The sequence below is a fragment of the Janthinobacterium sp. GW822-FHT07H11 genome, assembly GCF_058798615.1.
In genome coordinates this window covers 3,393,044-3,413,485 of the sequence record NZ_CM179507.1, presented here as the reverse complement: position 1 = coordinate 3,413,485, position 20,442 = coordinate 3,393,044, and the positions used below count along the sequence as shown (strand labels likewise).

At 65.8% G+C, this 20,442-nt stretch carries 20 protein-coding genes and 1 pseudogene; 7 read left to right on the top strand and 14 right to left on the bottom strand.

Annotated features, from left to right (window positions below; translation table 11 throughout):
* Positions 1–38 precede the first annotated feature (38 nt).
* Both AC3RCJ_RS15030 and AC3RCJ_RS15025 read left to right on the top strand, forming a co-directional pair.
* Positions 39–434 carry a DUF6331 family protein gene (locus tag AC3RCJ_RS15030; protein WP_492964549.1) on the top strand — a complete coding sequence of 132 codons (396 nt, stop codon included), beginning with the start codon at positions 39–41 and terminating at the stop codon, positions 432–434.
* Positions 431–928 (top strand): hypothetical protein, encoded by a 498-nt coding sequence (locus tag AC3RCJ_RS15025; RefSeq protein ID WP_492964548.1) that lies wholly within the window; start codon positions 431–433, stop codon positions 926–928. Before AC3RCJ_RS15030 ends, AC3RCJ_RS15025 begins: the two co-directional genes overlap by 4 nt.
* Before the next feature lie 14 nt (positions 929–942).
* Here AC3RCJ_RS15025 and AC3RCJ_RS15020 read toward each other — a convergent pair whose 3' ends face one another.
* Complete coding sequence (locus tag AC3RCJ_RS15020) at positions 943–1,512, bottom strand: GNAT family N-acetyltransferase (RefSeq protein WP_492964547.1); 570 nt, start codon at positions 1,510–1,512, stop codon at positions 943–945.
* A gap of 98 nt (positions 1,513–1,610) precedes the next feature.
* On the opposite strand from AC3RCJ_RS15020, the gene AC3RCJ_RS15015 reads away from it, so the two are divergent.
* Positions 1,611–2,816: a citrate synthase family protein gene (locus AC3RCJ_RS15015; RefSeq protein ID WP_492964546.1), complete on the top strand. Its 1,206-nt coding sequence runs from the start codon at positions 1,611–1,613 to the stop codon at positions 2,814–2,816.
* Between the two features lie 74 nt (positions 2,817–2,890).
* Here AC3RCJ_RS15015 and AC3RCJ_RS15010 read toward each other — a convergent pair whose 3' ends face one another.
* From AC3RCJ_RS15010 to AC3RCJ_RS14970, 9 genes and pseudogenes are all read right to left on the bottom strand, one after another.
* A complete protein-coding gene (locus AC3RCJ_RS15010; RefSeq protein WP_492964545.1) occupies positions 2,891–3,316 on the bottom strand; it encodes a cupin domain-containing protein in 426 nt (141 codons plus the stop codon).
* A gap of 75 nt (positions 3,317–3,391) precedes the next feature.
* Positions 3,392–3,769, bottom strand: a pseudogene (locus AC3RCJ_RS15005) (helix-turn-helix domain-containing protein); the annotation flags it as partial.
* A gap of 33 nt (positions 3,770–3,802) precedes the next feature.
* Complete coding sequence (locus tag AC3RCJ_RS15000) at positions 3,803–4,012, bottom strand: hypothetical protein (RefSeq protein ID WP_492964544.1); 210 nt, start codon at positions 4,010–4,012, stop codon at positions 3,803–3,805.
* A gap of 46 nt (positions 4,013–4,058) precedes the next feature.
* Positions 4,059–4,628: a DUF1439 domain-containing protein gene (locus AC3RCJ_RS14995; protein ID WP_492964543.1), complete on the bottom strand. Its 570-nt coding sequence runs from the start codon at positions 4,626–4,628 to the stop codon at positions 4,059–4,061.
* A 216-nt stretch (positions 4,629–4,844) separates the two neighbouring features.
* On the bottom strand, positions 4,845–5,795 hold the full coding sequence (locus AC3RCJ_RS14990; protein ID WP_492964542.1) for a hypothetical protein: 951 nt from the start codon (positions 5,793–5,795) through the stop codon (positions 4,845–4,847).
* A gap of 35 nt (positions 5,796–5,830) precedes the next feature.
* Positions 5,831–6,274: a hemerythrin domain-containing protein gene (locus AC3RCJ_RS14985; RefSeq protein ID WP_492964541.1), complete on the bottom strand. Its 444-nt coding sequence runs from the start codon at positions 6,272–6,274 to the stop codon at positions 5,831–5,833.
* Between the two features lie 103 nt (positions 6,275–6,377).
* Positions 6,378–7,733, bottom strand: coding sequence for a PEP-CTERM-box response regulator transcription factor (prsR, locus tag AC3RCJ_RS14980; RefSeq protein WP_492964540.1), 1,356 nt, complete (start codon positions 7,731–7,733; stop codon positions 6,378–6,380).
* A 12-nt stretch (positions 7,734–7,745) separates the two neighbouring features.
* Positions 7,746–9,797 (bottom strand): XrtA/PEP-CTERM system histidine kinase PrsK, encoded by a 2,052-nt coding sequence (prsK, locus tag AC3RCJ_RS14975; RefSeq protein WP_492964539.1) that lies wholly within the window; start codon positions 9,795–9,797, stop codon positions 7,746–7,748.
* Positions 9,794–11,182, bottom strand: a complete 1,389-nt coding sequence (locus AC3RCJ_RS14970; protein WP_492964538.1) for a TIGR03013 family XrtA/PEP-CTERM system glycosyltransferase — start codon at positions 11,180–11,182, stop codon at positions 9,794–9,796. Before AC3RCJ_RS14970 ends, prsK begins: the two co-directional genes overlap by 4 nt.
* 216 nt (positions 11,183–11,398) lie before the next feature.
* On the opposite strand from AC3RCJ_RS14970, the gene nadB reads away from it, so the two are divergent.
* From nadB to AC3RCJ_RS14950, 4 genes are all read left to right on the top strand, one after another.
* The gene (gene nadB / locus AC3RCJ_RS14965) at positions 11,399–13,012 is read left to right on the top strand and encodes an L-aspartate oxidase (RefSeq protein ID WP_492964537.1); all 1,614 of its coding nucleotides are present in this window, start codon (positions 11,399–11,401) and stop codon (positions 13,010–13,012) included.
* Positions 13,013–13,157: 145 nt separating this feature from the next.
* The gene (locus AC3RCJ_RS14960) at positions 13,158–13,571 is read left to right on the top strand and encodes a hypothetical protein (protein WP_492964536.1); all 414 of its coding nucleotides are present in this window, start codon (positions 13,158–13,160) and stop codon (positions 13,569–13,571) included.
* 85 nt (positions 13,572–13,656) lie between these two features.
* Entirely contained in the window at positions 13,657–14,097 is a 441-nt protein-coding gene (locus AC3RCJ_RS14955) for a hypothetical protein (protein WP_492964535.1), read from the top strand.
* 26 nt (positions 14,098–14,123) lie between these two features.
* Positions 14,124–14,582 (top strand): hypothetical protein, encoded by a 459-nt coding sequence (locus AC3RCJ_RS14950; RefSeq protein ID WP_492964534.1) that lies wholly within the window; start codon positions 14,124–14,126, stop codon positions 14,580–14,582.
* A gap of 105 nt (positions 14,583–14,687) precedes the next feature.
* On the opposite strand, the gene AC3RCJ_RS14945 is transcribed toward AC3RCJ_RS14950, so the two are convergent.
* Genes AC3RCJ_RS14945 through AC3RCJ_RS14930 form a run of 4 tightly spaced genes read right to left on the bottom strand, consistent with a single transcriptional unit; the run spans position 14,688 to position 20,433 of the window.
* Positions 14,688–16,010 carry a toxin-antitoxin system YwqK family antitoxin gene (locus AC3RCJ_RS14945; RefSeq protein WP_492964533.1) on the bottom strand — a complete coding sequence of 441 codons (1,323 nt, stop codon included), beginning with the start codon at positions 16,008–16,010 and terminating at the stop codon, positions 14,688–14,690.
* Positions 15,995–17,341 carry a toxin-antitoxin system YwqK family antitoxin gene (locus AC3RCJ_RS14940; protein WP_492964532.1) on the bottom strand — a complete coding sequence of 449 codons (1,347 nt, stop codon included), beginning with the start codon at positions 17,339–17,341 and terminating at the stop codon, positions 15,995–15,997. The genes AC3RCJ_RS14945 and AC3RCJ_RS14940 overlap by 16 nt, the downstream gene beginning before the upstream one ends.
* Before the next feature lie 9 nt (positions 17,342–17,350).
* Positions 17,351–19,678: a hypothetical protein gene (locus tag AC3RCJ_RS14935; protein ID WP_492964531.1), complete on the bottom strand. Its 2,328-nt coding sequence runs from the start codon at positions 19,676–19,678 to the stop codon at positions 17,351–17,353.
* Positions 19,675–20,433, bottom strand: a complete 759-nt coding sequence (locus AC3RCJ_RS14930; RefSeq protein WP_492964530.1) for a PP2C family serine/threonine-protein phosphatase — start codon at positions 20,431–20,433, stop codon at positions 19,675–19,677. The genes AC3RCJ_RS14935 and AC3RCJ_RS14930 overlap by 4 nt, the downstream gene beginning before the upstream one ends.
* Positions 20,434–20,442 lie beyond the last annotated feature (9 nt).

Sequence of the window (20,442 nt, the reverse complement as noted above, 5' to 3'; positions counted from 1 at the left end):
TTTTATAATGCGCTACCACCGACCAGGAGAATCTGACAATGACCGAACGCGACCGCCAGTACGATATCCAAATCGGCGACGACGCCTGGATCGAATTCATCGATCTTGACGGCCGCTATGACCAGGCCGTCGACATCGATGGCTTGCTGGGGGAACTGTGGCCGCTGATCTGCCGCCTGGAAACCCATTGCGTGGCCGGCTGCTGCGGCATCGACGCCTTCGACTTCACGCGTGAAGCCATCGCCACGGCGCTGCTTGAGCTTGACCGCGCGCAACTGCATGCCGCCTGCGCGCAAGCCCGCAGCGCCGTGGCAGCGGCCGACGGCGATGTTTTCATGAGCAACACGATGAATCACGTGGCCGATAGACGCGTGTTTCTGCAATTGCTCGGGCATCTCCACGACTGCATCGGCGCGCAGCCGCCTGCGCCATGAGCATGCCGGCCGCCGCGCTCGACGCGCTGTCCGTGATTGCCAGGCAGTGCATCGCCCTCACCTGCCTGGCGCGCTTTTGCCGCCGCCACCAGATCACGCATCCGGCCCTGCAGGCGTTCATCGAGCATGCATGGAAAATCGCGCAACTCGGGCCGCAGGACTTCGCCTCCTGGGAGCGCGGCTTTGCCGCGCTGGCCGTGACGGGCCTGGGCGATGCCTGGCCCGACGAGGTAAAGAGCAGCATCCCCCATGCCATGCTGGGCACGCTGACGACGCTGGTCGAGCACGTGCTCGAGACCAGCGCATCGACCTGGCATGGCGAGAATCTGATTGCATCAAGGCAACAACTGGAAGCGGTGCTGCGCATCTGCGGCGAACATGGCGTGCCCACGCCGGCACTGCACCGCTACAGGCAGGGCGCGGCGCGGTTGCGCGCAGGCTGGGGGCCGCCCTTGAGCGCCGGAGAACTGCTCGCCTGGCGCAGCTGGGTGTAGCGGCACGCGACGCCCTACGGCCGCGCCTCCCCGCTGGCGACGCCTGGCGGGCGTGCGCCGTCCCCTTCAGCGAGCTCGAGCGCAAAGCGGTGGCCGTCGACGGCGACGCCCGCCACCAGCGCAATGCCGGGAACGTCGGCGCCGCGCGTAAAACCGCAGCGTTCGAGCACGCGAACGGACGCCAGGTTGGCGTCGATCGCGTAGGCGCACAGGCTTGCCAGCCGCCATTGCGAGCGCGCCAGCACGATCAGGTGGCGCAGCCCGGCCGTGGCCAGCCCTTGGCCGGCCTGCCGCTGCCCGATGCGATAGCCGACTTCGGCGCTGCGGCCGTGCCGGTCGATATCCTTCAGGTTGGCGCGCCCCGCCAGCCGCCCGTGCCGGTCCACGATCACGCAGGGATGCATGCTGCCGTCCGCATGGGCGGCCAGGCATTGCCCGATGTGCGCGAGCACGCCATCGCGCGTGTAAAAATCATCGGCGCGCGGCGCGATGTGACGCTCGAACCACGCGCGGTTGTCCAGCTCGAATTGCAGCAACTGGCTGGCGTCGTCCAGGCGCAGGGTACGGAAGGTAGATTCACTCATGGCTATGCTTGCGCGAGGAAAAGACAGGAGTCTAGGGACGCGCCGCCCGGTCCGTCAATCTTGATTGCCGCAATCGATATAAAGATACAATGGCGCCCATGAACAAAGACCTGTCCGCGGCCGAGGCGGCGCGCATCCTGGGCGTCAGCCTGGCCACCCTGTACTCGTACGTGAGCCGGGGCTTGCTGTCCCCGGGCAGCAGCGGGCCTGCGCGCCGCAAGCGCTACCCGCACGAGGATGTGCTGCGCCTGGCGGCCAGGAACAGCGATGCCAGGCGGGGCGGCCAGGCGGCCGTGGCCGCCATGCACTGGGGCTTGCCCGTGCTGGAGACGCACATTTCCCAGATCAATGCAGGACAACTGCTGTACCGGGGCTGCGAGGCGACGGCGCTGGCCGGCCATGCGACCCTGGAGGCCACGGCATGCCTGCTGTGGGATGCCGGCGCCGACGATTATTTTGCGCAGGACGCGGCCGCGCTGCCGCCGGGATTGCTGGAGCGCGCGCTGGCCTGCGTGCCCGGCGCGCCGCCCTTGCAGCGCGCCATGGCCGTCATGCCGGCGCTGGCGCACTGCGTGGCGCCGCACACGGACACGGCAGGCGCCATGGCGCGCCAGGGCCCGGTGCTGATGCGCCTGCTGGCCGCCATCCTGCTCGGCACGGCGCCTTCCGCGCTGCCGCTGCACCAGCAGCTGGCGCGGGCCTGGGGTGCCGACGCGGCCCAGGGCGAGCTGATACGCGCCGCGCTGGTGCTGCTGGCCGACCATGAGTTGAATGCATCGACCTTTGCCGTGCGCTGCGTCGCCTCGACGGGCGCCAGCCTGCCCGCGGCGCTGGGAGCCGGGCTGGCGGCCCTGTCCGGCGCCAGGCACGGCGGCGGCAGCGGCGCGGCCATGCGCATGCTGGCCGGCGCGCTGGCCGCGCCCCGGCCCGCGGCGTTTATCGGCGCCTATTACCGGTCGGTGGCCGCCGAGCTGGCCGGCTATGGCCATCCGCTGTATGCGCAGGGCGATCCGCGCGCCGCGTATCTGCTGGCGCGCCTGGACGGCATGGCGCAGCACACGCCGCGGCTGGCCGCCATCCTGTCCACGTGCGCGGCGGCCGCCGACGCGCTGGCCGCCCGGCCGAATGCGGACCTGGCGCTGGCGGCGATGACGCTCGCTTTCGGCTGGCCCGATACGGCCGCGATCAGCATCTTCGCGCTGGCCCGTTGCGCCGGCTGGATCGCGCACGCCGCCGAACAGGCGGGCGACGCGGCCATGATACGGCCGCGCGCCCGGTATGTCGGGCGCTACCGGCGCGACTAAGGGCCGAGTCCCGCAGAGGCAGGCAGCGCCGGCGGTGAAGAAACGCTCCCTGCCGGGCTGACCTGGCGGGCCGGCTAGAGCCACAGGTCATTGTCGACGCTGCGCGCGTCCCTGGCGCCGTCGCCGGTATTGACGACTCCGCGCGGCTCGACGAGCATCAGCCTGGCCCCGGCGCTGGCGCAGGGCCTGTGCTCGACGCCCTTCGGCACCACGGCCATCTGGCCGGCGCGCAGCACGATGGCGCCGTCGCCCGCAGGCCCGCCGCGAAAATCGATGCGCAGCTCGCCTTCGAGCACAAAAAACGCTTCATCCGTATCGGCATGGCGGTGCCACTGGAATTCACCGAGCACCTTGACCACCTTGATCTGGTAATCGTTCAGTTCCGTCACGACACGCGGCTGCCAGTGGCCGTCGATCTGCGCGAGCTTGGCGGCCAGATCGATGGCCCGGCACTGACCCCGGTCGGCCGGCATGGGAAAATGGCTGGTGGATTGCGACATGGTGGTTCTCCGTTAAAGTCAGGAACCCGACGATACGCGCCGCGCGCGCGCAGAGATAGAACGATCGTGGCCGCTTCAGCGCAGCACCGCGCCCCGGACGATGCGCAGCCAGCGACCCGGCGTCAGGCCGTAGGCCCTGGCGAACTGCCGCGTCATGTGGCTCTGGTCGGCGAAACCCGCGCTGGCGGCGGCCTCGGCCAATGCGCTGCCCGCGATCAGCAGGCGGCGCACGGCCTCGAGGCGCCGCAGCGTCAGGTAGCGGTAGGGACTGGTGCCGTAGAAGGTGCGGAAATCGTGCGACAGGCTCCAGCGGTCGCGCCCCGTCGCCTGTTCCAGTTGCTCCAGCGTCACGGCCTGGCCGCTGCGCGCATGCAGGTAGTCGCGCGCCCGCTGCGCCGCAAGGAAATCGCCGCACGGGCGGCGGGCGGGCATGCCGGCGACGGCGACGGCCGCGTCATGCCGGCCCGCCAGGCGCCAGGCTGCGGCCTAGCAATGCGGCTCCAGCTCCGGATACTGGCGCAGGACGGGACTGAACAGATGCTCGTCGCACGCCGCCATCATGCATGCCATGTGCCGCCGCAGGACGGCAAGCTCGGCTGGCGGCGCAAGCGTTTCCACCTTGGCCGCGATGACATTGAGCTGTGCGCTCAGCTGGAGAATATCGCGCATGAGTTCCTCGGCAAGCTGTTTTTCCATGAGTCACCTTGCTATCCATCATTGTCGCAGCCGCGCGCGGGCGGCCCTATTTTACCGGCTCGAACGTCACGGTCAGGCCGGTGCCGGTGGTACGCAGCTGCGTCGGCACGAACTGCACGCCCGCGTAGCGCAGTTCGTCGGGCTTGAAGCTGTAGATCGGCGTTTCATGCATGAGCTGGTCGGCCACCAGGCTGGCCACCTGGGCGAACTGGCGCTGCTTCGCCGCGTCCATGCCCTCGATGTTCACCCTGTCCACGCTCGCTTCGCTCAGGTAGACGGCATTGCGCTGCGCGTCGAGCACCAGGCGGCCCGACAGGGCCAGGCTGCCGCGCCAGCCCTGGCGCACGAACGGCGGCAAGACGCTGGCGTCGACGCTGAGCGCCACCCGTTCGCGCTCGGGCTGCAGCGACAGCTGCGGGTGCGTCAGCTTGACGTCCAGCACGGACAGCACGCGCTTGTCGATGGGAAAGCGGCGCTCCAGCCCCTGCTGCATCTTGCTGAGCGACACATTCACATCGCGCGGGCCGATCAGGGTGGAACACGCGGCCAGCGCCGTACCGGCAAAGGCCGCGATGGCGGCGGTTTTCAGCAAGGGACGGATGGTGCTCACGTTCATGGATAGTCTCGGTGGAAGGATGGCGCCATCTTACACATGCGGCCGCTTTCATGCAAAAACCGGCGCCCACCTTGCAGCGGGCGCCGGTTTTTCTCATGTTGGCCCGCTTAGCGGACGAACAGGGCGATCAATATGACGATGGGTAATGGAATGCCCAACAGCAGCAAGAGGATGGAACGCATGGCAACTCTCCTTATTAATCAGTCAATGGTGGATTCAGATCGGCACATGGCGCAGCACGCGTTCATGGTCGCGCTGGCGCCCGCCGAACGTTGCCGCCAGGCTGGCCACGAATGCGCCCAGCAGCAAGGCCACGAACATCCACAAGGCCGTGTGGGCGCCGGCCTTGCGGGCCGTTTCCGCCGCTTGCCGGGCGGCCGCCTTCGCATCGGCGGCGGCCTTGGCGGCGCGGCCGTAGACGGCGTCCACGCGCGCTTCCGCTTCCGCCTGCGCCAAGCCCGTGCGGCTGGCCACGACTTGGCCCAGGTAGGCGCGGTCGTCGGCGGCCAGGCTGCCCGTGGACAGGCTCGTGGCGAAGATCTTGCCGATTTCCACGCGCTGGTCGGCGACGGTGGCGCCGGGGTTCGCCATCGCCGGCGTGCCGGTGGCGGCAACGGGCGCTGGCGCGGCGCGCAGCAGCATGTCCGAGAAATAATCGAGCGGATTGGCGCCGCCGCCCTCGCCCGGCTTGGCGCTGGCTGCACCGGCAGCACCGGCGCCCGCTGCGCCCGCCCCTACGGCCGGGCCAACTGCCGCCGCCACGCCGCTGCCCGCGTCGATGGCGCCGCTGAGCACGGCGCGCGTGCCGCCCGCCAGCACGGCCACCGTGATCAAGGTGGCCACGGCCCAGGCCAGCAAGCCGTGCGCCGTATCGCGGAAATGCACCTCATCCGTGTGGACGGCACTCCATTTCACGCGCAGCCGGCCCGCCATGTAGCCGCCGATGCCCGAGGCGGCCAGTTGCATGAAGGCCAGCCAGGCGATGGTCGACACGCCGATGGCCGTCGCGTTGAACGACCACGGCGACACGGACGACAGGCCCAGGCCCACGCCGAGAATCAGCAGGATGAAGGACAGCGCGGCGGCGGCCGCCGCGCCGGCCAGCACGGCGCCCCAGGACACGCCCGGATTGTTCAGGTCCGAAACGGACAGTTGCGTAGCTTGCATGGATGACTCCCTTGGTTGGTGATTTGTTCAAATGCTCAGGCGGGCACGCCCATCAGCTGTTCCTTGCGCGCCGCCATTTCGCGGCCCAGCGCCTCCAGGTCGACGCCAGCCTGCCGCACCTTGGGAAACATGTCGCCCTCCTCTTCGCCGACGTGATGCTCGATCTGCTCGGACAGCACCTTGACCTTGGCGTCGTACAGGTCGTCGGACGGGTCCATCGCTTCGATCTGCGCGATGAGTTCCTTGGCGCTCGCGTGCTCGACGAGGGCTTCATCCATCAGGTCGCCGTCGTGGATGGGGCGGCGCACGGCCGGATAGAAGATTTCCTCTTCCAGCTGCGTGTGCACGGTCAATTCCTGGCAGATCTGGTCGGCCAGCTTTTTCTTGGTGGCAAATGAGCGGTCGCTCAAGCCTTCATATTGGGCAAACAGGGCCTTGACGGCCTTGTGGTCCTTCATCAATAGATTGATCGCATTCATGGCGCCTCCTTGTTGTTGATGAGGCTAGGATGCGCCACGGCGGCGCCAGCGTATGTGCGACGCCATACACAATCTTGATATTTCATTCACACTTGAGCCCGCCTCACTTGATGCCGTGGTGGCTCATCAGGTCGTACAGGGTGGGCCGGCTCACGCCCAGCAGTTCGGCCGCGCGGGCGATATTGCCGTCGGCCCGCGCCAGCGCGCGCACCATGACCTTGTATTCGGCCGCCTCGCGCGCCTGGCGCAGGTTGATCGATTCGTCGGCGCTCGCCGCCTGGGCGCTGGCGGGCAAGCCCAGGTCGTCGGCGCCGATCTGCGGGCCATCGCTCATGATGACGGCCCGCTTGATGCAGTTTTCCACCTCGCGCACGTTGCCGGGCCAGCCATATGCCTCGATCAGCTGCAGCGCCCCGGCGCTGAAATGCAGGCTGCCGCGCCCTTCGCTGGCGCAGAACTTGTTCTTGAAATGGTGGGCCAGCAAGGCCGCATCGCCGGCCCGCTCGCGCAGCGGCGGGATGCGCAGCACGATTTCGCTGAGCCGGTAATACAGGTCCTCGCGGAAACGCCCCTGCTCCGCCAGCACCTTTACATCCTGGTGCGTGGCGCAGACGATGCGCACGTCGACGGCGATCTCGCCGCGCCCGCCCACGCGCTCGATGACCCGTTCCTGCAAAAAACGCAGCAATTTGGCCTGCAGGGCCATCGGCATGTCGCCGATCTCATCGAGGAAGAAGGTGCCGCCGTGGGCCAGTTCGATCTTGCCCAGCGTTTGCCGCGCCGCGCCCGTAAACGCGCCCCGCTCATAGCCGAACAGTTCGCTTTCCAGCAGGTTTTCGGGAATCGCCGCGCAATTGATGGCGACGAAGCGCTGCGCATGGCGGCTCGACAGCGCATGCAAGCCCCGCGCGACCAGTTCCTTGCCGCTGCCCGAGTCGCCCAGCAGCATGACGCTGGCCGACGAGGGCGCCACCTTTTCCACGCTGCGGCACAGTTTGAGCATGCCGGGATCGCGGCTGACGATGCCGGCCAGCGGCGAATCGGCCTGCGTCTGCAGCATGCGGCGGTTTTCCTGCTGCATCGCGTGCAGGTAAAAGGCGCGCGCGATGACCAGGCCCAGCATGTCGGCCTCGAACGGCTTCTGGTGGAAGTCGTAGGCGCCCAGCGCGATGGCCTTCAAGGCATGCGCGCGCTCCTGGTTGCCCGACAGGATGATGATCTTGGTGTCGGGCGCCAGCGCCAGGATCTGCTGCAAGGTGGCCAGGCCTTCCGTGGCGCCATCGGGGTCGGGCGGCAAGCCCAGGTCCATCGTCACGACGGCCGGCTGGTGGCGCCGCACCAGCGCCAGCGCCGCCTCGCGCTCGCCCGCCAGCAACACCTCGTAGCCGTCGAAACTCCAGTGCAGCTGCTTTTGCAGGCCGGGATCGTCCTCGATGACCAGCAGTTTTTGTTTGCCCATGGCACTCCTTTGCTATGCCGCATGCAGCGGCAGGATCACGCGAAACGTCGTGCCCACTTGCGGCTCGCTGCGCACCTCCAGGCTGCCGCCCACTTCGCGGATGTATTCGCGGCTTTCGAACACGCCGATGCCCATGCCGGCCGTCTTGGTGGAATCGAAGGGCTTGAACAGGCGCTCGCGGATGAACTGCTCGCTCATGCCCTGCCCCGTGTCGTCCAGTTCGACCACGGCCATGTGCCGTTCGCGCCGCAGCCGCACGTCCACCTTGCCATCGCTGGCTGTGGCCTCGATGGCGTTCTGGATCAGGTGCCCGAGCACCCGTTCCAGGCGCGCGCGGTTGGCCAGCACCGTCAGCCCGTCATCGACGATTTCCAGCCGCGGCGACGGCGCCAGGCTGGCCTTGGCCGCCACGGCCTGGCGCAGCAAGCCGTCCAGCCGCAGCGGCGCGGGCGCCTCCGCTGCCTCGCCGCGCGCCAGCTTTTGCAGCAGGGTCTTCATTTTCTGCACGGAATGATCCAAGGTGCCCAGCATGTCTTCCTGGAAGGCGGGATTGGCGCGGTGCTTTTCTGCATTGCTGAGCAACAGGGACAGCTGGAACACGAGGTTTTTCAGGTCGTGCACGATGAAGGTGGACATGCGGTTGAACGATTCGAACTGGCGCGACACCGTCAGCGTATCGAGCGATTCGCGGTGCGCCAGGTAGCTGGCGGCCTGGCTGCCGGCGATTTTCAGCACGTCGCGGATTTCCCAGTTCAGGCCGATGCGCACGCGGGGCCGGGCCAGCGCCACGAACGCAAACAGCTGGCCATGCAGGATCAGGGGCACCAGCAGCCAGACGCTGGGCAGCGCCAGCAGCGCGGGCGGCAACAGCAGGCCGCCATACTGGCGCGGATGCTGCTCGCAGTCGGGCACGTCGATCACCCACTGGCGCGCCTCGAGGAACTGGCACAGGCTGCCCGCCGCCGTTTCGCTCCAGCTTTGCGGCGGCCAGTTCCAGCTGGCGGCCGGGACGAACGCGCGCTGCTCGCGCAAGATCCACAGCGCGCCGGCCGGGCTCTCCACCAGCTGCGCCATGGCCTGTATCGTGCGTTCGCCCAGGGCCGGACCGTCTTCGGACAAGGCGCGCGTAAAGCGCAGCCATTCCTCGCGGTAGTCAAAAATAGCATTATAGAAATGTTTATTGATAGTTACCTTGAGCTTGGCGCGCAGGCTGCCGGAAAACAGCACGCCGGCCAGCAGCAGGCCCGCGCCGCCCAGGTAGGCCATCTGCATCAATGAACCCCAGGTGCCGCCGAAATAGCGCAAATAATAGGCGCTGGCCGCCATGGCCAGCAAATAGATGGCCGAACCGAGCAGGGCGGCCGAGCGGTACAGCATCTGCCGCGAGACGGACAGGCCCAGCGCCCAGCCCGGGTTGCGCGCGGCGGAGACGGCCAGCAGCGGCGCGCACAGGGCATCGACGATGCCGCGTGCGGCCCAGATGTCGTCATTGACGGCACGAAACAGCAAGGCGTCGCTGTACAGGTAGAAATCGTAGGCAAACAGGCCGCCCACGCCCAGGCAGGCGAACTTGATGCCCCAGCGCTTGAGCGGCGGCGTGTTGCGGTACCACTGCTCCACCAGCAGCATGCCCAGCACGGCCAGCAGCAAGTGGCAGACGATGCCCGTGGCGCGGCCCGGCATGGCCAGCGGCGACCAGCGGTCGGCCAGGCCGGACAGCCACTGCGCCAGCGCGATGGCGGCAATGCCCGCCAGCACGGCCCGCAGGCGCGCGCGCGAGGGCTCGATCAGCAGCAGCAGGAACACCAGCCAGGCCAGCGTGCGCAGCATTTCCAGTACGTCGCCCGCCAGCGAGACACGCCAGCCCAGCAGCACGAGAATGACCGTGCCGGTCGCCCACACCCCCGTCGCCAGGCAGGCGGCCAGCAGCGCGCGCGCATTTTGCCGCGCGCGCCAGTTGCTGATGAGCAGCAGCGCCAGCACGAAGAAGGCCAGCGACGCCAGGCCGTGGCTGAGCGCCGCCGCGTCGGCCGCCGCCAGCAGGGCCGACTGCGCCCGCATCATCGGCTGCCCTTGCCGAACAACACCACTTGCACCGTGTCGAGCAGGATCAGCAAGTCCAGGAACAGGCTATTGTTTTTCACATAATACAAATCGTATTGCAGCTTCTTCACGGCATCGTCGACGGAGGCGCCATACTGGTAGCGCACCTGCGCCAGGCCCGTGATGCCGGGCTTGATGCTGTGACGAATGTTGTAGTACGGCACCTGCTGCTTCAACTGCTCGACAAAATAGGCGCGCTCGGGGCGCGGGCCGACAAAACTCATCTCGCCGCGAAACACATTGAGCATCTGCGGCAGCTCGTCGATGCGCAGCTTGCGGATGAAGTGGCCCACGCGCGTGATGCGCGCATCGTTGGCCAGCGCCCAGACGGGCGTGCCCTCGCGCTCGGCATCGCAGCGCATGCTGCGAAATTTCAGTACGTGGAAGGGCAAGCCGTCGCGCCCCACCCGTTCCTGCTGGTAAAACACGGGGCCGCCGTCTTCCAGGCGGATGCAGATCGCCGTCAGCAGCATCACGGGCAGCGCCGCCAGGCAGATGATGCCGCTGGCGGCCAGGTCGAACAGGCGCTTCGAGGCGGCGCGGACAAAGCTCTGGTCGAAGCCGCCGCCATAGATCAGATAGCTGGGCTGCAAGGAATCGATGCGGATCTGGCACGCTTCACGCTCGAAAAACGTGGCCGCGTCGATCACCTTCACGCCGCCCAGCGCGCATTCCAGTAGTTGCCGCACGGGAAAAGCGCCATTGCGCCGGTCGCTGACGGACACGACGATCTCATGCGCGGCATGGCGCTGTGCCATGGCCAGCAGCGACGGTTCGGCCGGCAACAGGGCCGAGGCCGGCACGCAGCACGGTTCGCCCGGCACCTCGATGCAGCCCACCACCGTGAACTGGTGAAAGCCGATCTTGCTGGCCGCCAGGTCCATGCACTCGCGCGCCAGCGCGCCGCCGCCCACGAGGATCAGCCGCCCTTCCATCAGCGCCGACTCCGAGGACTTGAACACCACCAGGCGGGCCAGCAGCACGCCGATGGCGCCCAGGCCAAAGATCAGCACGCTGCCGCGCCCGAAATGCAGGGATGGGATGAAGCGGATCAGGACGCTGAGCACGGCAAAACCCAGCGCGAACGACGGCAGGATGCGCAATAAAGTGCTGCGGATGTCGTCGCGCGAGCGGTGCTGGTACATGCCCAGCGCGCTCATGCTGAACACGATGACCAGCGCAAAGATGGCCGACGACAGGTAAATCTCGCCCACGCGCAGCACGCGGCTGCCGTCAACCAGCCACAACAGGGACGTCAGCGTGGCCGACAGCAGCAGGATCAGGATCTCCAGCAACAGCAGGATAAACGCTGTCTTCGACACGTAATGGCTGAATATGCGGATCATGGCGTGCTCCCTGCGGCAAGGACCAGGCGGCACCCGCGCGCCAGGAAAACGGCGCCGGGCATCTGGTCTTCCCATCATGGCGAACTGTTCCGCGCAGGCATTGACGCGCCACAAGCTACGGCCCCGGCTATCTTTCGCCGGCAGAATTTATCTCAATACATTACCGAATGAAGTGAAATGGAATATAGTATGCATCCCCTAAAAGAGATAAATGTCATGAAATTTGATGTAGCGATTGTCGGCAGTGGCCTGGCGGGTTTATCGGTTGCACTGCATTTAGCTGAGACGCGCACCGTCGCGATCATTTCCAAACGCGCGCTGCTCGACGGCGCCAGCAACTGGGCGCAAGGGGGGATCGCGGCCGTGCTGGACTCGGGCGACAGCCACCAGCAGCACATCGAAGACACCCTGATCGCGGGCGGCGGCCTGTGCGACGAGAGCGCCACGCGCTACATCGTCGAACACGGCCGCGAAGCCATCGAATGGCTGATCGAGCAAGGCGTGCCATTTACGCGCGACGCCACGGCCGAGCTGGGTTTCCACCTGACCCGCGAAGGCGGCCACAGCCAGCGCCGCATCATCCACGCGGCCGATGCCACCGGCCACGCCGTGCAGGTGACCCTGGAAGAAAAGGTGCGCGCCCACCCGAACATCAGCCTGTTCGAACACCATTGCGCCATCGACCTGATCACCTCCGACAAGCTGGGCATGAAGCCGACCCAGCGCAACGCGCAACCGCATTGCCACGGCCTCTACGTGCAGGATGAGCAAACGGGCAAGGTGCACACGTTTGCCGCCGAGCATACCGTGCTGGCCACGGGCGGCGCCGGCAAAGTGTATTTATATACAACGAATCCCGACACGGCCAGCGGCGACGGCATCGCCATGGCCTGGCGCGCCGGCTGCCGCGTGTCGAACATGGAATTCATCCAGTTCCACCCGACATGCTTGTACCACCCGTATGCCAAGTCCTTCCTGATCACCGAAGCCATCCGTGGCGAAGGCGGCTTGCTGAAACTGCCGCCCGAAGCGGGCGCGGCGGCAGGCACGCGCTTCATGCTGGCCCACGACGAGCGGGCCGAGCTGGCGCCGCGCGACGTGGTGGCGCGCGCCATCGACTTCGAGATCAAGAAGCGCGGCCTCGATTACGTGCACCTCGATATCAGCCACAAGCCGGCCGACTTCCTCATCGAACACTTCCCCACGATTTACGCGCGCTGCCTGGAACTGGGCATCGACATCACCAAGCAGCCGATTCCCATCGTGCCGGCCGCCCACTACACCTGCGGCGGCGTCGTGACGGATTTGGCCGGCCGCGCCGACCTGCCGGGCCTGTACGCCGTGGGCGAGACGGCCTGCACGGGCCTGCATGGCGCGAATCGCCTGGCCAGCAATTCCTTGCTGGAATGCATCGTCATCGGCCGCGCCTGCGCGCAGGATATCGAAAGCAAGGAAAAGCTGGGCACGCCGTATTTACCCGACTGGGACGAAAGCCGCGTCACGGATGCGGATGAAGAGGTGGTGATTTCGCACAACTGGGACGAGTTGCGCCGCTTCATGTGGAATTACGTGGGCATCGTGCGCACCACCAAGCGTTTGGAGCGGGCCCAGCACCGCATCGCCCTGCTGAAGGAAGAAATCGACGAGTACTACCGCAACTTCCGCATCACGCACGATTTACTGGAACTGCGCAACCTCGTCGACGTGGCCTCGATGATCGTCAACAGCGCCCTGTCGCGCCGCGAAAGCCGCGGCTTGCACTTCAGCCGCGACTATCCGGAAACCTTGCCGAAGGCCATCGCCAGCGTGCTGACGCCGCCGCACCGCTAAGCCAGCAGGCCCTTCCGTCCTGGAAGCCATGCAAGGTCCGGGGTCCTACCATGAGGGTACGACCCCGGTCTGTGTCTTGGGGGCACGCCATTTGCTGGAGGCGGCCCCGCCGCAGGCATCGCGCAATCACCGAAACTGAATGCACATGTTGAATAAGAAACTTTTTGATGCGATTGCATCCGCGGTGGACCTGGATGACCCTGCAGAAGAATCTTTAGCGCAGCGATTCATGATTGAGGCTATCGGCAGAGTGACTGAACAATTGCCTGCGCTTGCCAGGGCAGCGGCAGCGGTGGCGTATCGATACATGACCGGTGCGGCGACGGCTGAGGAAGTCATCGCCGAGCGCGTACGTCTCTGGCGAGCAATCGAAGGGCGAGACCAATCGGACGCGCCGGACGTTTTGAAGATAAGAACGGCCATATGCGTCCTGCATCCCATGGATATTGCTGCTTCTGCCGAAACATTGGAGTATTTTTTTGAATTTTGGCAACAAGCAGGCTTGCCACAGGCTGAGCTTGCGGCCGTTGCTCGGAACAGGTATGGAATTGTGGCTTAAACCGGCCAGAAGCGAATGTTGGATAGATAGAATAGAGCTTGTTTAATTCAGGGCATGCAGCCGCCCATTTCTGCATAGGGAATCAATGACAGTGATGGCCACAAAGTGGAAGAACCAGGAAGTGCGAAGCTACAATGGCCTCCTGTGCAGCAATGGTGATATCTACGACGTGCACGCAAGCAGCATGGCCAGCGTATGTGAAAAACAGGAACTTGGCGGTTGGCTCAATGTTGCGATTCTGGCGCAAGAAGAGCTGTATGGCGGACAATACATCGTCAAGTGCGGAGAGGCGGCGGAACACGGCTCAATCGGCGTAGTCGTGTTGGAATCGCTGCAAAATCATGCACCTGTTTGGACGTTTGTTTCGGATCAATCCAATCCATTCGATCAAATAGCAATCAAGGGCGGCCTGGTTTTGGTGCTGTCAACGTCAGGCGCCGTGTTACGGTTTGCTGCGCCAATGAGGGAGGCAAGGCTTCTGCTTCCGGGTACTTCGATCCATGCTTCTCACGACGGGCGCTTGTAACATGAGACGCTGCGCGTCCGCTATGCTTGGCTGATGTCTTTCAGGCAGCCTCCGGCCAGAAGCAGCCATTCGAAGCCTTTGCCCGTTGCCGCATAAAACCTCACATTTTTCCTTATGAGCTTATGGACCTATATCAAAAGGGAACGAATTTCACCGGATGCTTGAACATTCGCCCCACGCTATCATTCGAAGCGACCGTTGCCGTGTTGGGCGAGGCACTCGGCATCAGGTTTTGCCGTGATCAAGGCGGGAAATACGAGGAGTATCCGGCCTACCTTGCCTCGGCACTCGGACTCGAACTTGCTTTGTTGGCGCCGCCCCTTCCAGCGTTCGATACGAGGGATGTCCCCGACGATTGTTTTCAACTGATAATCGGTTCGCTTGCCCATGTTAAAGGCGTGGGCGTGAACGTTGATTTGAGTGCTCTTATCAAGGCGCAACTGCTCGCGTGCACGGAATTAGTCATTGAGCAGATCGATTCTTGAGGCGATGACCGACTGCTTGGGGGCCTCATTTCCAATACCTGTGCATGCCTGGCAAAAAGGCTGGCCACGCATCAGTGATCGAACGGCAATGACTTGCCCGTATCACTACTCCGGCATCTCGAACACAATCCCATCCTCCGTGTACGACATCTTGGCTGAATCACCCGTACACTCCCCCTGCGGCTCGTCCGCCACATAGCGGCATTCGCTTTCCACACTGCCATCGGCGCGCCAGTGCCGGGTCCAGCCGTCGCGCTCGCCATCGGCGTATTCGATCAGCTGCCTCGGCTTGCCATCGACATACCACGAGCGCAAGGCGCCCTCCTCGCGCCCGCCCGCGTTCCACAGTTTGTGCACGAGCAATACGCCGGCCCGGCTGAAGCGCTGTTCGCTGCGCAGCACGTAATGGCCGCTGTGCGTGCGCTTGCTGGCGACCTTGCCGTCCGGATAATATTCGACGCTGTCGCCGGCAGGCTTGCCATTCACATAGTTGCTTGTGCGCCGCACCTTACCATCTGGATAATAACCGGTGCTCGGCCCCGTCATGATGTCGTTCACATACTGGCTGCGGCTTTCCACGGTGCCGTCCGGATAGAACAGCAGCAATTCATCCGGCTGGCCCTTGACCTGCGTCCTGCGCGTGCTCAGCTTGCCCTCCTGGTCGAAGGTTTCCACCAGTCCGTCGGCGTGCACCCAGTCGTGGGGCTGGCCTGGCGCACTTTCCAGCGCACCGTTGCGCCAGCTGGCACGCAAGGCCAGCTGGCCATCCGGGCGATACTGCGTCTGCACGCCCTCCTGCACGCCGCGCCCGTCCTGCTCCACCTGCATTTCCAGCTGTCCATGCGGGTAATACATGCTGTAGTTGCCCACCAGCTTGCCGCGCAGGTAATCGGGAGCATTGACCTGGCCCGTCAGCCGCTTCGGCTCGCCTTCGCGCACGTGGAAGACATCGACTTGCCAGGTGCCCGGTGTCTTGCCTGGCGGCAGCGGGACGAGCAGCGCGTAGCGCGCCCGCTCCTTGACTTCGCCGCGCGTCAGATTGTGATTCAGGTACAGGCGCGCCTTGCCATCGGCACAGGCTTGCGGCTCGCAGCCGCCCAGCTTGCTAACTTCGGGTATTGCCGCCGCTGCGCCCGGCGCCGGACACGACAGGATGCGCATCAGCAAGGGCGTCGCGTCGCGTATCAGCGGCGCCAGCTGCTGCTTCATGGCCGCGTATTGCGCCGCATCCAGCCCGACCGAACGGGCATCCATGCGCACCTGGCGCCCGCCGCAGCCGCTGTCGCTGGCCAGGGTCAGCACGTCGCCAGCGCCCTTGCCTGGCTCGGCCTGGATCGCCGTGACCACTTGGCGCTGTTCGATCTCGGCCTGGGCCAGCGCCGGCCACAGCAGCATGGCGCCCAGCAGCTGCCTCACAAGGCGCGCCATGCCTGCTCCTTGCGCTGCAGTTCCGGCTCTGGCGGCGCGTCGCCGCAGCCGCCCTGGGCCTTGCCGGCCACATAGCGGCATTCGCTTTTCAGGCTGCCATCCTCGTGCCAGCTGCGGCTCCAGCCGTCGCGCCGGTCGTTCACATAGTCGATCGACTGCTCAGGCTTGCCGCTTGCGTACCAGGAGCGCGACGTGCCCTGCTCGCGCCATTGCGCATCCCAGCGTCGTTCCAGCACCAGCACGCCCTGCGGGCTGTAGCGCTGAAGACTCAGCAAGCCGCCCTTGTCGCCATACTGCTGGCGGCTTTGCACCTTACCGTCGGGATAGAACTCCAGCGCTTCCCCGACCGGCAAATCGTCGACCTGCGTCATCCTGGCGCGCACGGCACCATCGGGATAGTAATCCGTGCTCACGCCATTGAACTTACCGTGCTGCATTTCCGCGCGGCTGGAGATTTTCCCATCAGGGAAGTACGCAAGCAGCGCGCCTTCCATCTTGCCGCCGCGCAAAGTGTAGCTGGTGCCGGGCTTGCCATTTTCATCAAAGGTTTGCACGGGGCCGTCCACGCGCTGGCCCTCGCGGTACACGCTGGCCTCGCGCAGCTTGCCTGTGGCGTGATATTGCTGGTGCGTGCCTTCCGGCAAGCCATGACGCCAGTCGCCACGCGATTCCAGGCTGCCATCCGCACGATACAGGCTGGTGACGCCGTCCTGCCGTCCCCGCCCATCCTGCGCCACCTGTTTTTCGATCTTGCCATTGGGGTAATATGTGACATAGCCGCCCACCAGCTCGCCTGAGGCATAATCGGCCTGGTTGACCTGGCCCGCCAGGCGCAGCTGGTGGCCGGCGACGCTATAAATATCGACCTTCCACGTGCCAGGCAGTTTGCCTTTCGGCAAGGGCAACAGCAACACGTTCTGTGCCTGCTCCTGCTCGATGGGGTAGAAACCTGCGTGCAGGTACAGCCGCGCCCGGCCATCGGCGCAGGTGGCGGGCGTGCAGGCGGCGATCTGGCGCACGATGGGCACGCTTGCATCCTCGGGGCAGCTTTTCAGGGTGACGCGCATCGGCGTCTTGCTGCGGATGTGCCGGGCCAGTTCGGCTTTCAGCGCCTCGTACGGCGCTTCGCCCAGGTTCACCGAACGGGCATCCATGCGTATCTGCCTGCCGCCGCAGGCCGTCGTGCCGGCAATCGTGTACACATCGCCGCCCTCGTTGTCGGGTTCGGCGGCCATGCTGGCCAGCACCTGGCGCTGCACGATGTCCGCCTGCGCCAGGCCCGGGGTCAGCAAACAGGCGCCCAGCACGGCGCAGATCGTCTTGATTTTCATGCTCTTCCTTTAATTGTCCGTCGTGGCGGCCACGCCGGCCGGCTCGAAGCTGACCCGGCCGTTGCGGTAGCGCACCAGCACGTCAACCTTGCCGTCCTGGAATTGTCCATTTTTCACGGACGGGTTGAAAGTCCAGCGCTTCAAGCTATCCAGGATGACCTTGTTGAGCATGGGCTCCATGACTTGCTCGGCCCGCGCAGCGCTCAAGCTGCCATCGGCAGCGATGGACAAGGTCAGGCGGCTTTCGCCGTTGGCCTGCGCCTCACTCAACACGCGGTAGGCGACGGTGGCCATGCTGTCGCGCTGTACGCTGGCGCCCTGGTCTGGCGGCGCCGGCAAGGCTGCCAGTTTCTTTGCCAGCAAGGCGCCGTCGGCCAGCGCCTTGTCCCAGCGCTTCGGATAGGCGCCCGGATGTACCAGGCGCAACATATTGGCCGCGCGCTCCATGCGGCCGGCCGTGCGCTCGACGCCGTTGTCGGCCGCTTCGCCTTCTTCGGCCGGCATGGCATTCTGCGCCGCATGGCGCTGCGCCGTCACTTGCGCCAGCGCCACCAGGTTGGCGGCATCTTGCTCGCCGCCACCGCCGCGCAGCAGCGCCGTGGCGGCAATGCCGAGCCAGGCCACGCCATCGGTCGGGCGGGCCCACACGGCTTGCTCGAAATACTGGCGCGCCGCTTGCGGCTCGTTCAGGCTCAGGTGCGTGCGGGCCAGCGCCGCCGCAGCCAGGTGGTCGCGCGGATCGGCTTGCAGCAAATCGAGGTAGGTATCGGACAGGCTGGACTGGTAGCCGGGCAGCCAGCCCATGCTTTCCATCATCGAGGTGCGCAGGCGCGCGCGCGCCAGGTCACCGCTGTAGCCCGACGACTTTTCCCGCTCGCTACGGTACAGCAATTGCAGGCCCCGCACGACGGCGGCATCGTCACCCTTGCCCATGGCTTGCGACAGGCTGCGCACGGCGCGCCGCACGTCCGACTGCTGCAATGCACCGGCCTTGCGCGCATGCCAGTCCAGCTGTTCCAGCCCGGCTACGGGCACCGTCGTGGCTTGCTGCCCGGTTTTCTTTTTCGCCTCGTTCGGTACGGCGGTCCAGATGGCAAAGCCGATCACGAAGAACACGATCAGGATGATGATGACCACCCAGCCCGTGTCCGACACAGCGGACTGCCCTTGCGGGGCCGGGGCCGGCGCCGGCTTGCCAGGCAAGGCGCGTGAACGCTGCGGCGCCGCCTGCCTTGCCTGCGCCGAAGCCTGAGCTGAAGCCGACGCCTGCGCGGCCGAGGCTATCACCTTGTCGCGCGCGCAGGCCGCGCAACCGTGGCCCGCAAAATACTGGTGCTCCGCATTCACGGCACACACGACGAGCTTGCCGCCGCTGCGCTGCGCATAGCCGCGCAGCAACTGCGCCCAGTCGGCCGCCGAGGGCCGCTGGGAGTTTGGCGATTGGGAAAACGCGCGGTCGAACATGGCGCGCAGCTCGGGCGGCATCAAGGCGTGGCCGCTGGTGGCGTTCGGCGCCATGTTCTTGTGGCGTTTGACGCCATACGCGTAATAGCCGTCGCGGATGCGCCCGGGAATCTCGGTGGGCACCTGCGCATTGCCGGGGCGCCCGCTGTACGGGTGGATGCCGAAGTTGAGCAACTGGAAGATGACGACGGCCAGGGCGAAGCGGTCTTGCGCCATTTCCGTGCCCGCCGGCATGCCCTTGCGCTGGAATTCCGGCGCCAGGTAGTCGGCCGTGAATTGCTCGGCAGGAAAACGCTCGGCATGGCCCTGGATGCTGAAACCGTCGCAGTCGAGCATGGCGATGTACAGCGAATCGCGGTAAAAGCGCAGGTTCACGGGTTTTAAATCGACCACGTAATGCTGCTGCTGGTGCAAGGCATCGAGGACGGCGGCCAGGTTGGCGGCCAGCGTCAGCTTGGGACCGAGTCCCGTGGGCAGGCCGGCCGCGCGCGCTTGCCGCTCCTGCAGGATCTGTTCCAGCTCGGCCGTCTGCGCCATGTCCAGCAAAGGCATGACGAAACCGGCAAAACCGCCCTGGCCGTCGAACACGGCCGCTTGCGGCCAGGCGATCTGCACATAGCGCTTGCCGTTTTCCAATTGGTCGGGCAGCTCGGGCGTCAGTTCCAGCATCGCCTCGAGCTTGCGCCGGTTGGCGGCCCGGTCCAGGTGCGGGTGGTACAGCTTGGCCACCTGCGCGGACGCGCCGGGCAGCAGGTAGACGCTGCCCGCGCCGCCGCTTTTAATCAGTTTGCCCAGTACCAGGCTGCGGACCTTATCCAGCCATATCTTGCCGCCCGGACTCAGACCGGGCGTGACGCCTTGCTTCTGGCTCATGCGCGCAAGGCCAGCAGCAGGGTCTTGTCGTCGCCCGTGATCTGGTGCGTGCGCGGGTCCGCCAGGGTGGAGGCCAGCGCCGCATTGCCCAGTTCAACGCTCTCGACCGTGCGCAGATAGCCTTGCACGGCATCCATGAACGGCGCATACAGCGCCGCATTGTTCTTGCTCATGGCAAAGGGCATGCAGCCGTCCGACATCAGCACGACGCCACGCACGGCTTGCGGAATCGCAAGCAGACGCAGCTGTTCGCGCCAGCGCGCGCCGCTGATGAAATATGTTTCGTTCGCGTATTCGCCGTTCGCGGGCAGCGAAATCAGCTCGCCGCCGTCCATCAGCTGCGCCACGCCCAGGCCGTCGCCCAGGTGGAAAAAGAAGCCGGCATCTGGCCCCATGACCACGCCGACGACCGTGCAGGCGTAGTCATCGAGGGTGGCGTTGGCGGCGCGGGCGATGTCGTCGAGCGCGGCGCGGATCTGCGCCAGGGTGCCCGCCAGCGCGCCGTCATGCAGATCCTGCACGGTGGCGCCCTGCTCCAGCCGTCCGGCCAGCGCCTGCACGGCGAGCGTTGCGACAAACTGCGCGCCCTGCTCGCTGAGGCGGGCCGAACCGGCGCCATCGCAGACGATGGCCACGAGTATCCCGTTGACCTCGGCGTGCGCGTGCGCATCCTGGCAAGGGATCTCCTTATCCAGATGGGCCTTGCCCGTGACGGAGGCGCCGAACACGCGCCAGTGCTGGTTTACTGTCGCCATGGATCAGCG

Coding starts and splice junctions, on each gene's coding strand:
- AC3RCJ_RS15030 (WP_492964549.1), top strand. CDS start 39: ATGACCGAACGCGACCGCCAGTACGATATCCAAATCGGCGACGACGCC.
- AC3RCJ_RS15025 (WP_492964548.1), top strand. CDS start 431: ATGAGCATGCCGGCCGCCGCGCTCGACGCGCTGTCCGTGATTGCCAGG.
- AC3RCJ_RS15020 (WP_492964547.1), bottom strand. CDS start 1,512: ATGAGTGAATCTACCTTCCGTACCCTGCGCCTGGACGACGCCAGCCAG.
- AC3RCJ_RS15015 (WP_492964546.1), top strand. CDS start 1,611: ATGAACAAAGACCTGTCCGCGGCCGAGGCGGCGCGCATCCTGGGCGTC.
- AC3RCJ_RS15010 (WP_492964545.1), bottom strand. CDS start 3,316: ATGTCGCAATCCACCAGCCATTTTCCCATGCCGGCCGACCGGGGTCAG.
- AC3RCJ_RS15000 (WP_492964544.1), bottom strand. CDS start 4,012: ATGGAAAAACAGCTTGCCGAGGAACTCATGCGCGATATTCTCCAGCTG.
- AC3RCJ_RS14995 (WP_492964543.1), bottom strand. CDS start 4,628: ATGAACGTGAGCACCATCCGTCCCTTGCTGAAAACCGCCGCCATCGCG.
- AC3RCJ_RS14990 (WP_492964542.1), bottom strand. CDS start 5,795: ATGCAAGCTACGCAACTGTCCGTTTCGGACCTGAACAATCCGGGCGTG.
- AC3RCJ_RS14985 (WP_492964541.1), bottom strand. CDS start 6,274: ATGAATGCGATCAATCTATTGATGAAGGACCACAAGGCCGTCAAGGCC.
- prsR (WP_492964540.1), bottom strand. CDS start 7,733: ATGGGCAAACAAAAACTGCTGGTCATCGAGGACGATCCCGGCCTGCAA.
- prsK (WP_492964539.1), bottom strand. CDS start 9,797: ATGATGCGGGCGCAGTCGGCCCTGCTGGCGGCGGCCGACGCGGCGGCG.
- AC3RCJ_RS14970 (WP_492964538.1), bottom strand. CDS start 11,182: ATGATCCGCATATTCAGCCATTACGTGTCGAAGACAGCGTTTATCCTG.
- nadB (WP_492964537.1), top strand. CDS start 11,399: ATGAAATTTGATGTAGCGATTGTCGGCAGTGGCCTGGCGGGTTTATCG.
- AC3RCJ_RS14960 (WP_492964536.1), top strand. CDS start 13,158: ATGTTGAATAAGAAACTTTTTGATGCGATTGCATCCGCGGTGGACCTG.
- AC3RCJ_RS14955 (WP_492964535.1), top strand. CDS start 13,657: ATGACAGTGATGGCCACAAAGTGGAAGAACCAGGAAGTGCGAAGCTAC.
- AC3RCJ_RS14945 (WP_492964533.1), bottom strand. CDS start 16,010: ATGGCGCGCCTTGTGAGGCAGCTGCTGGGCGCCATGCTGCTGTGGCCG.
- AC3RCJ_RS14940 (WP_492964532.1), bottom strand. CDS start 17,341: ATGAAAATCAAGACGATCTGCGCCGTGCTGGGCGCCTGTTTGCTGACC.
- AC3RCJ_RS14935 (WP_492964531.1), bottom strand. CDS start 19,678: ATGAGCCAGAAGCAAGGCGTCACGCCCGGTCTGAGTCCGGGCGGCAAG.
- AC3RCJ_RS14930 (WP_492964530.1), bottom strand. CDS start 20,433: ATGGCGACAGTAAACCAGCACTGGCGCGTGTTCGGCGCCTCCGTCACG.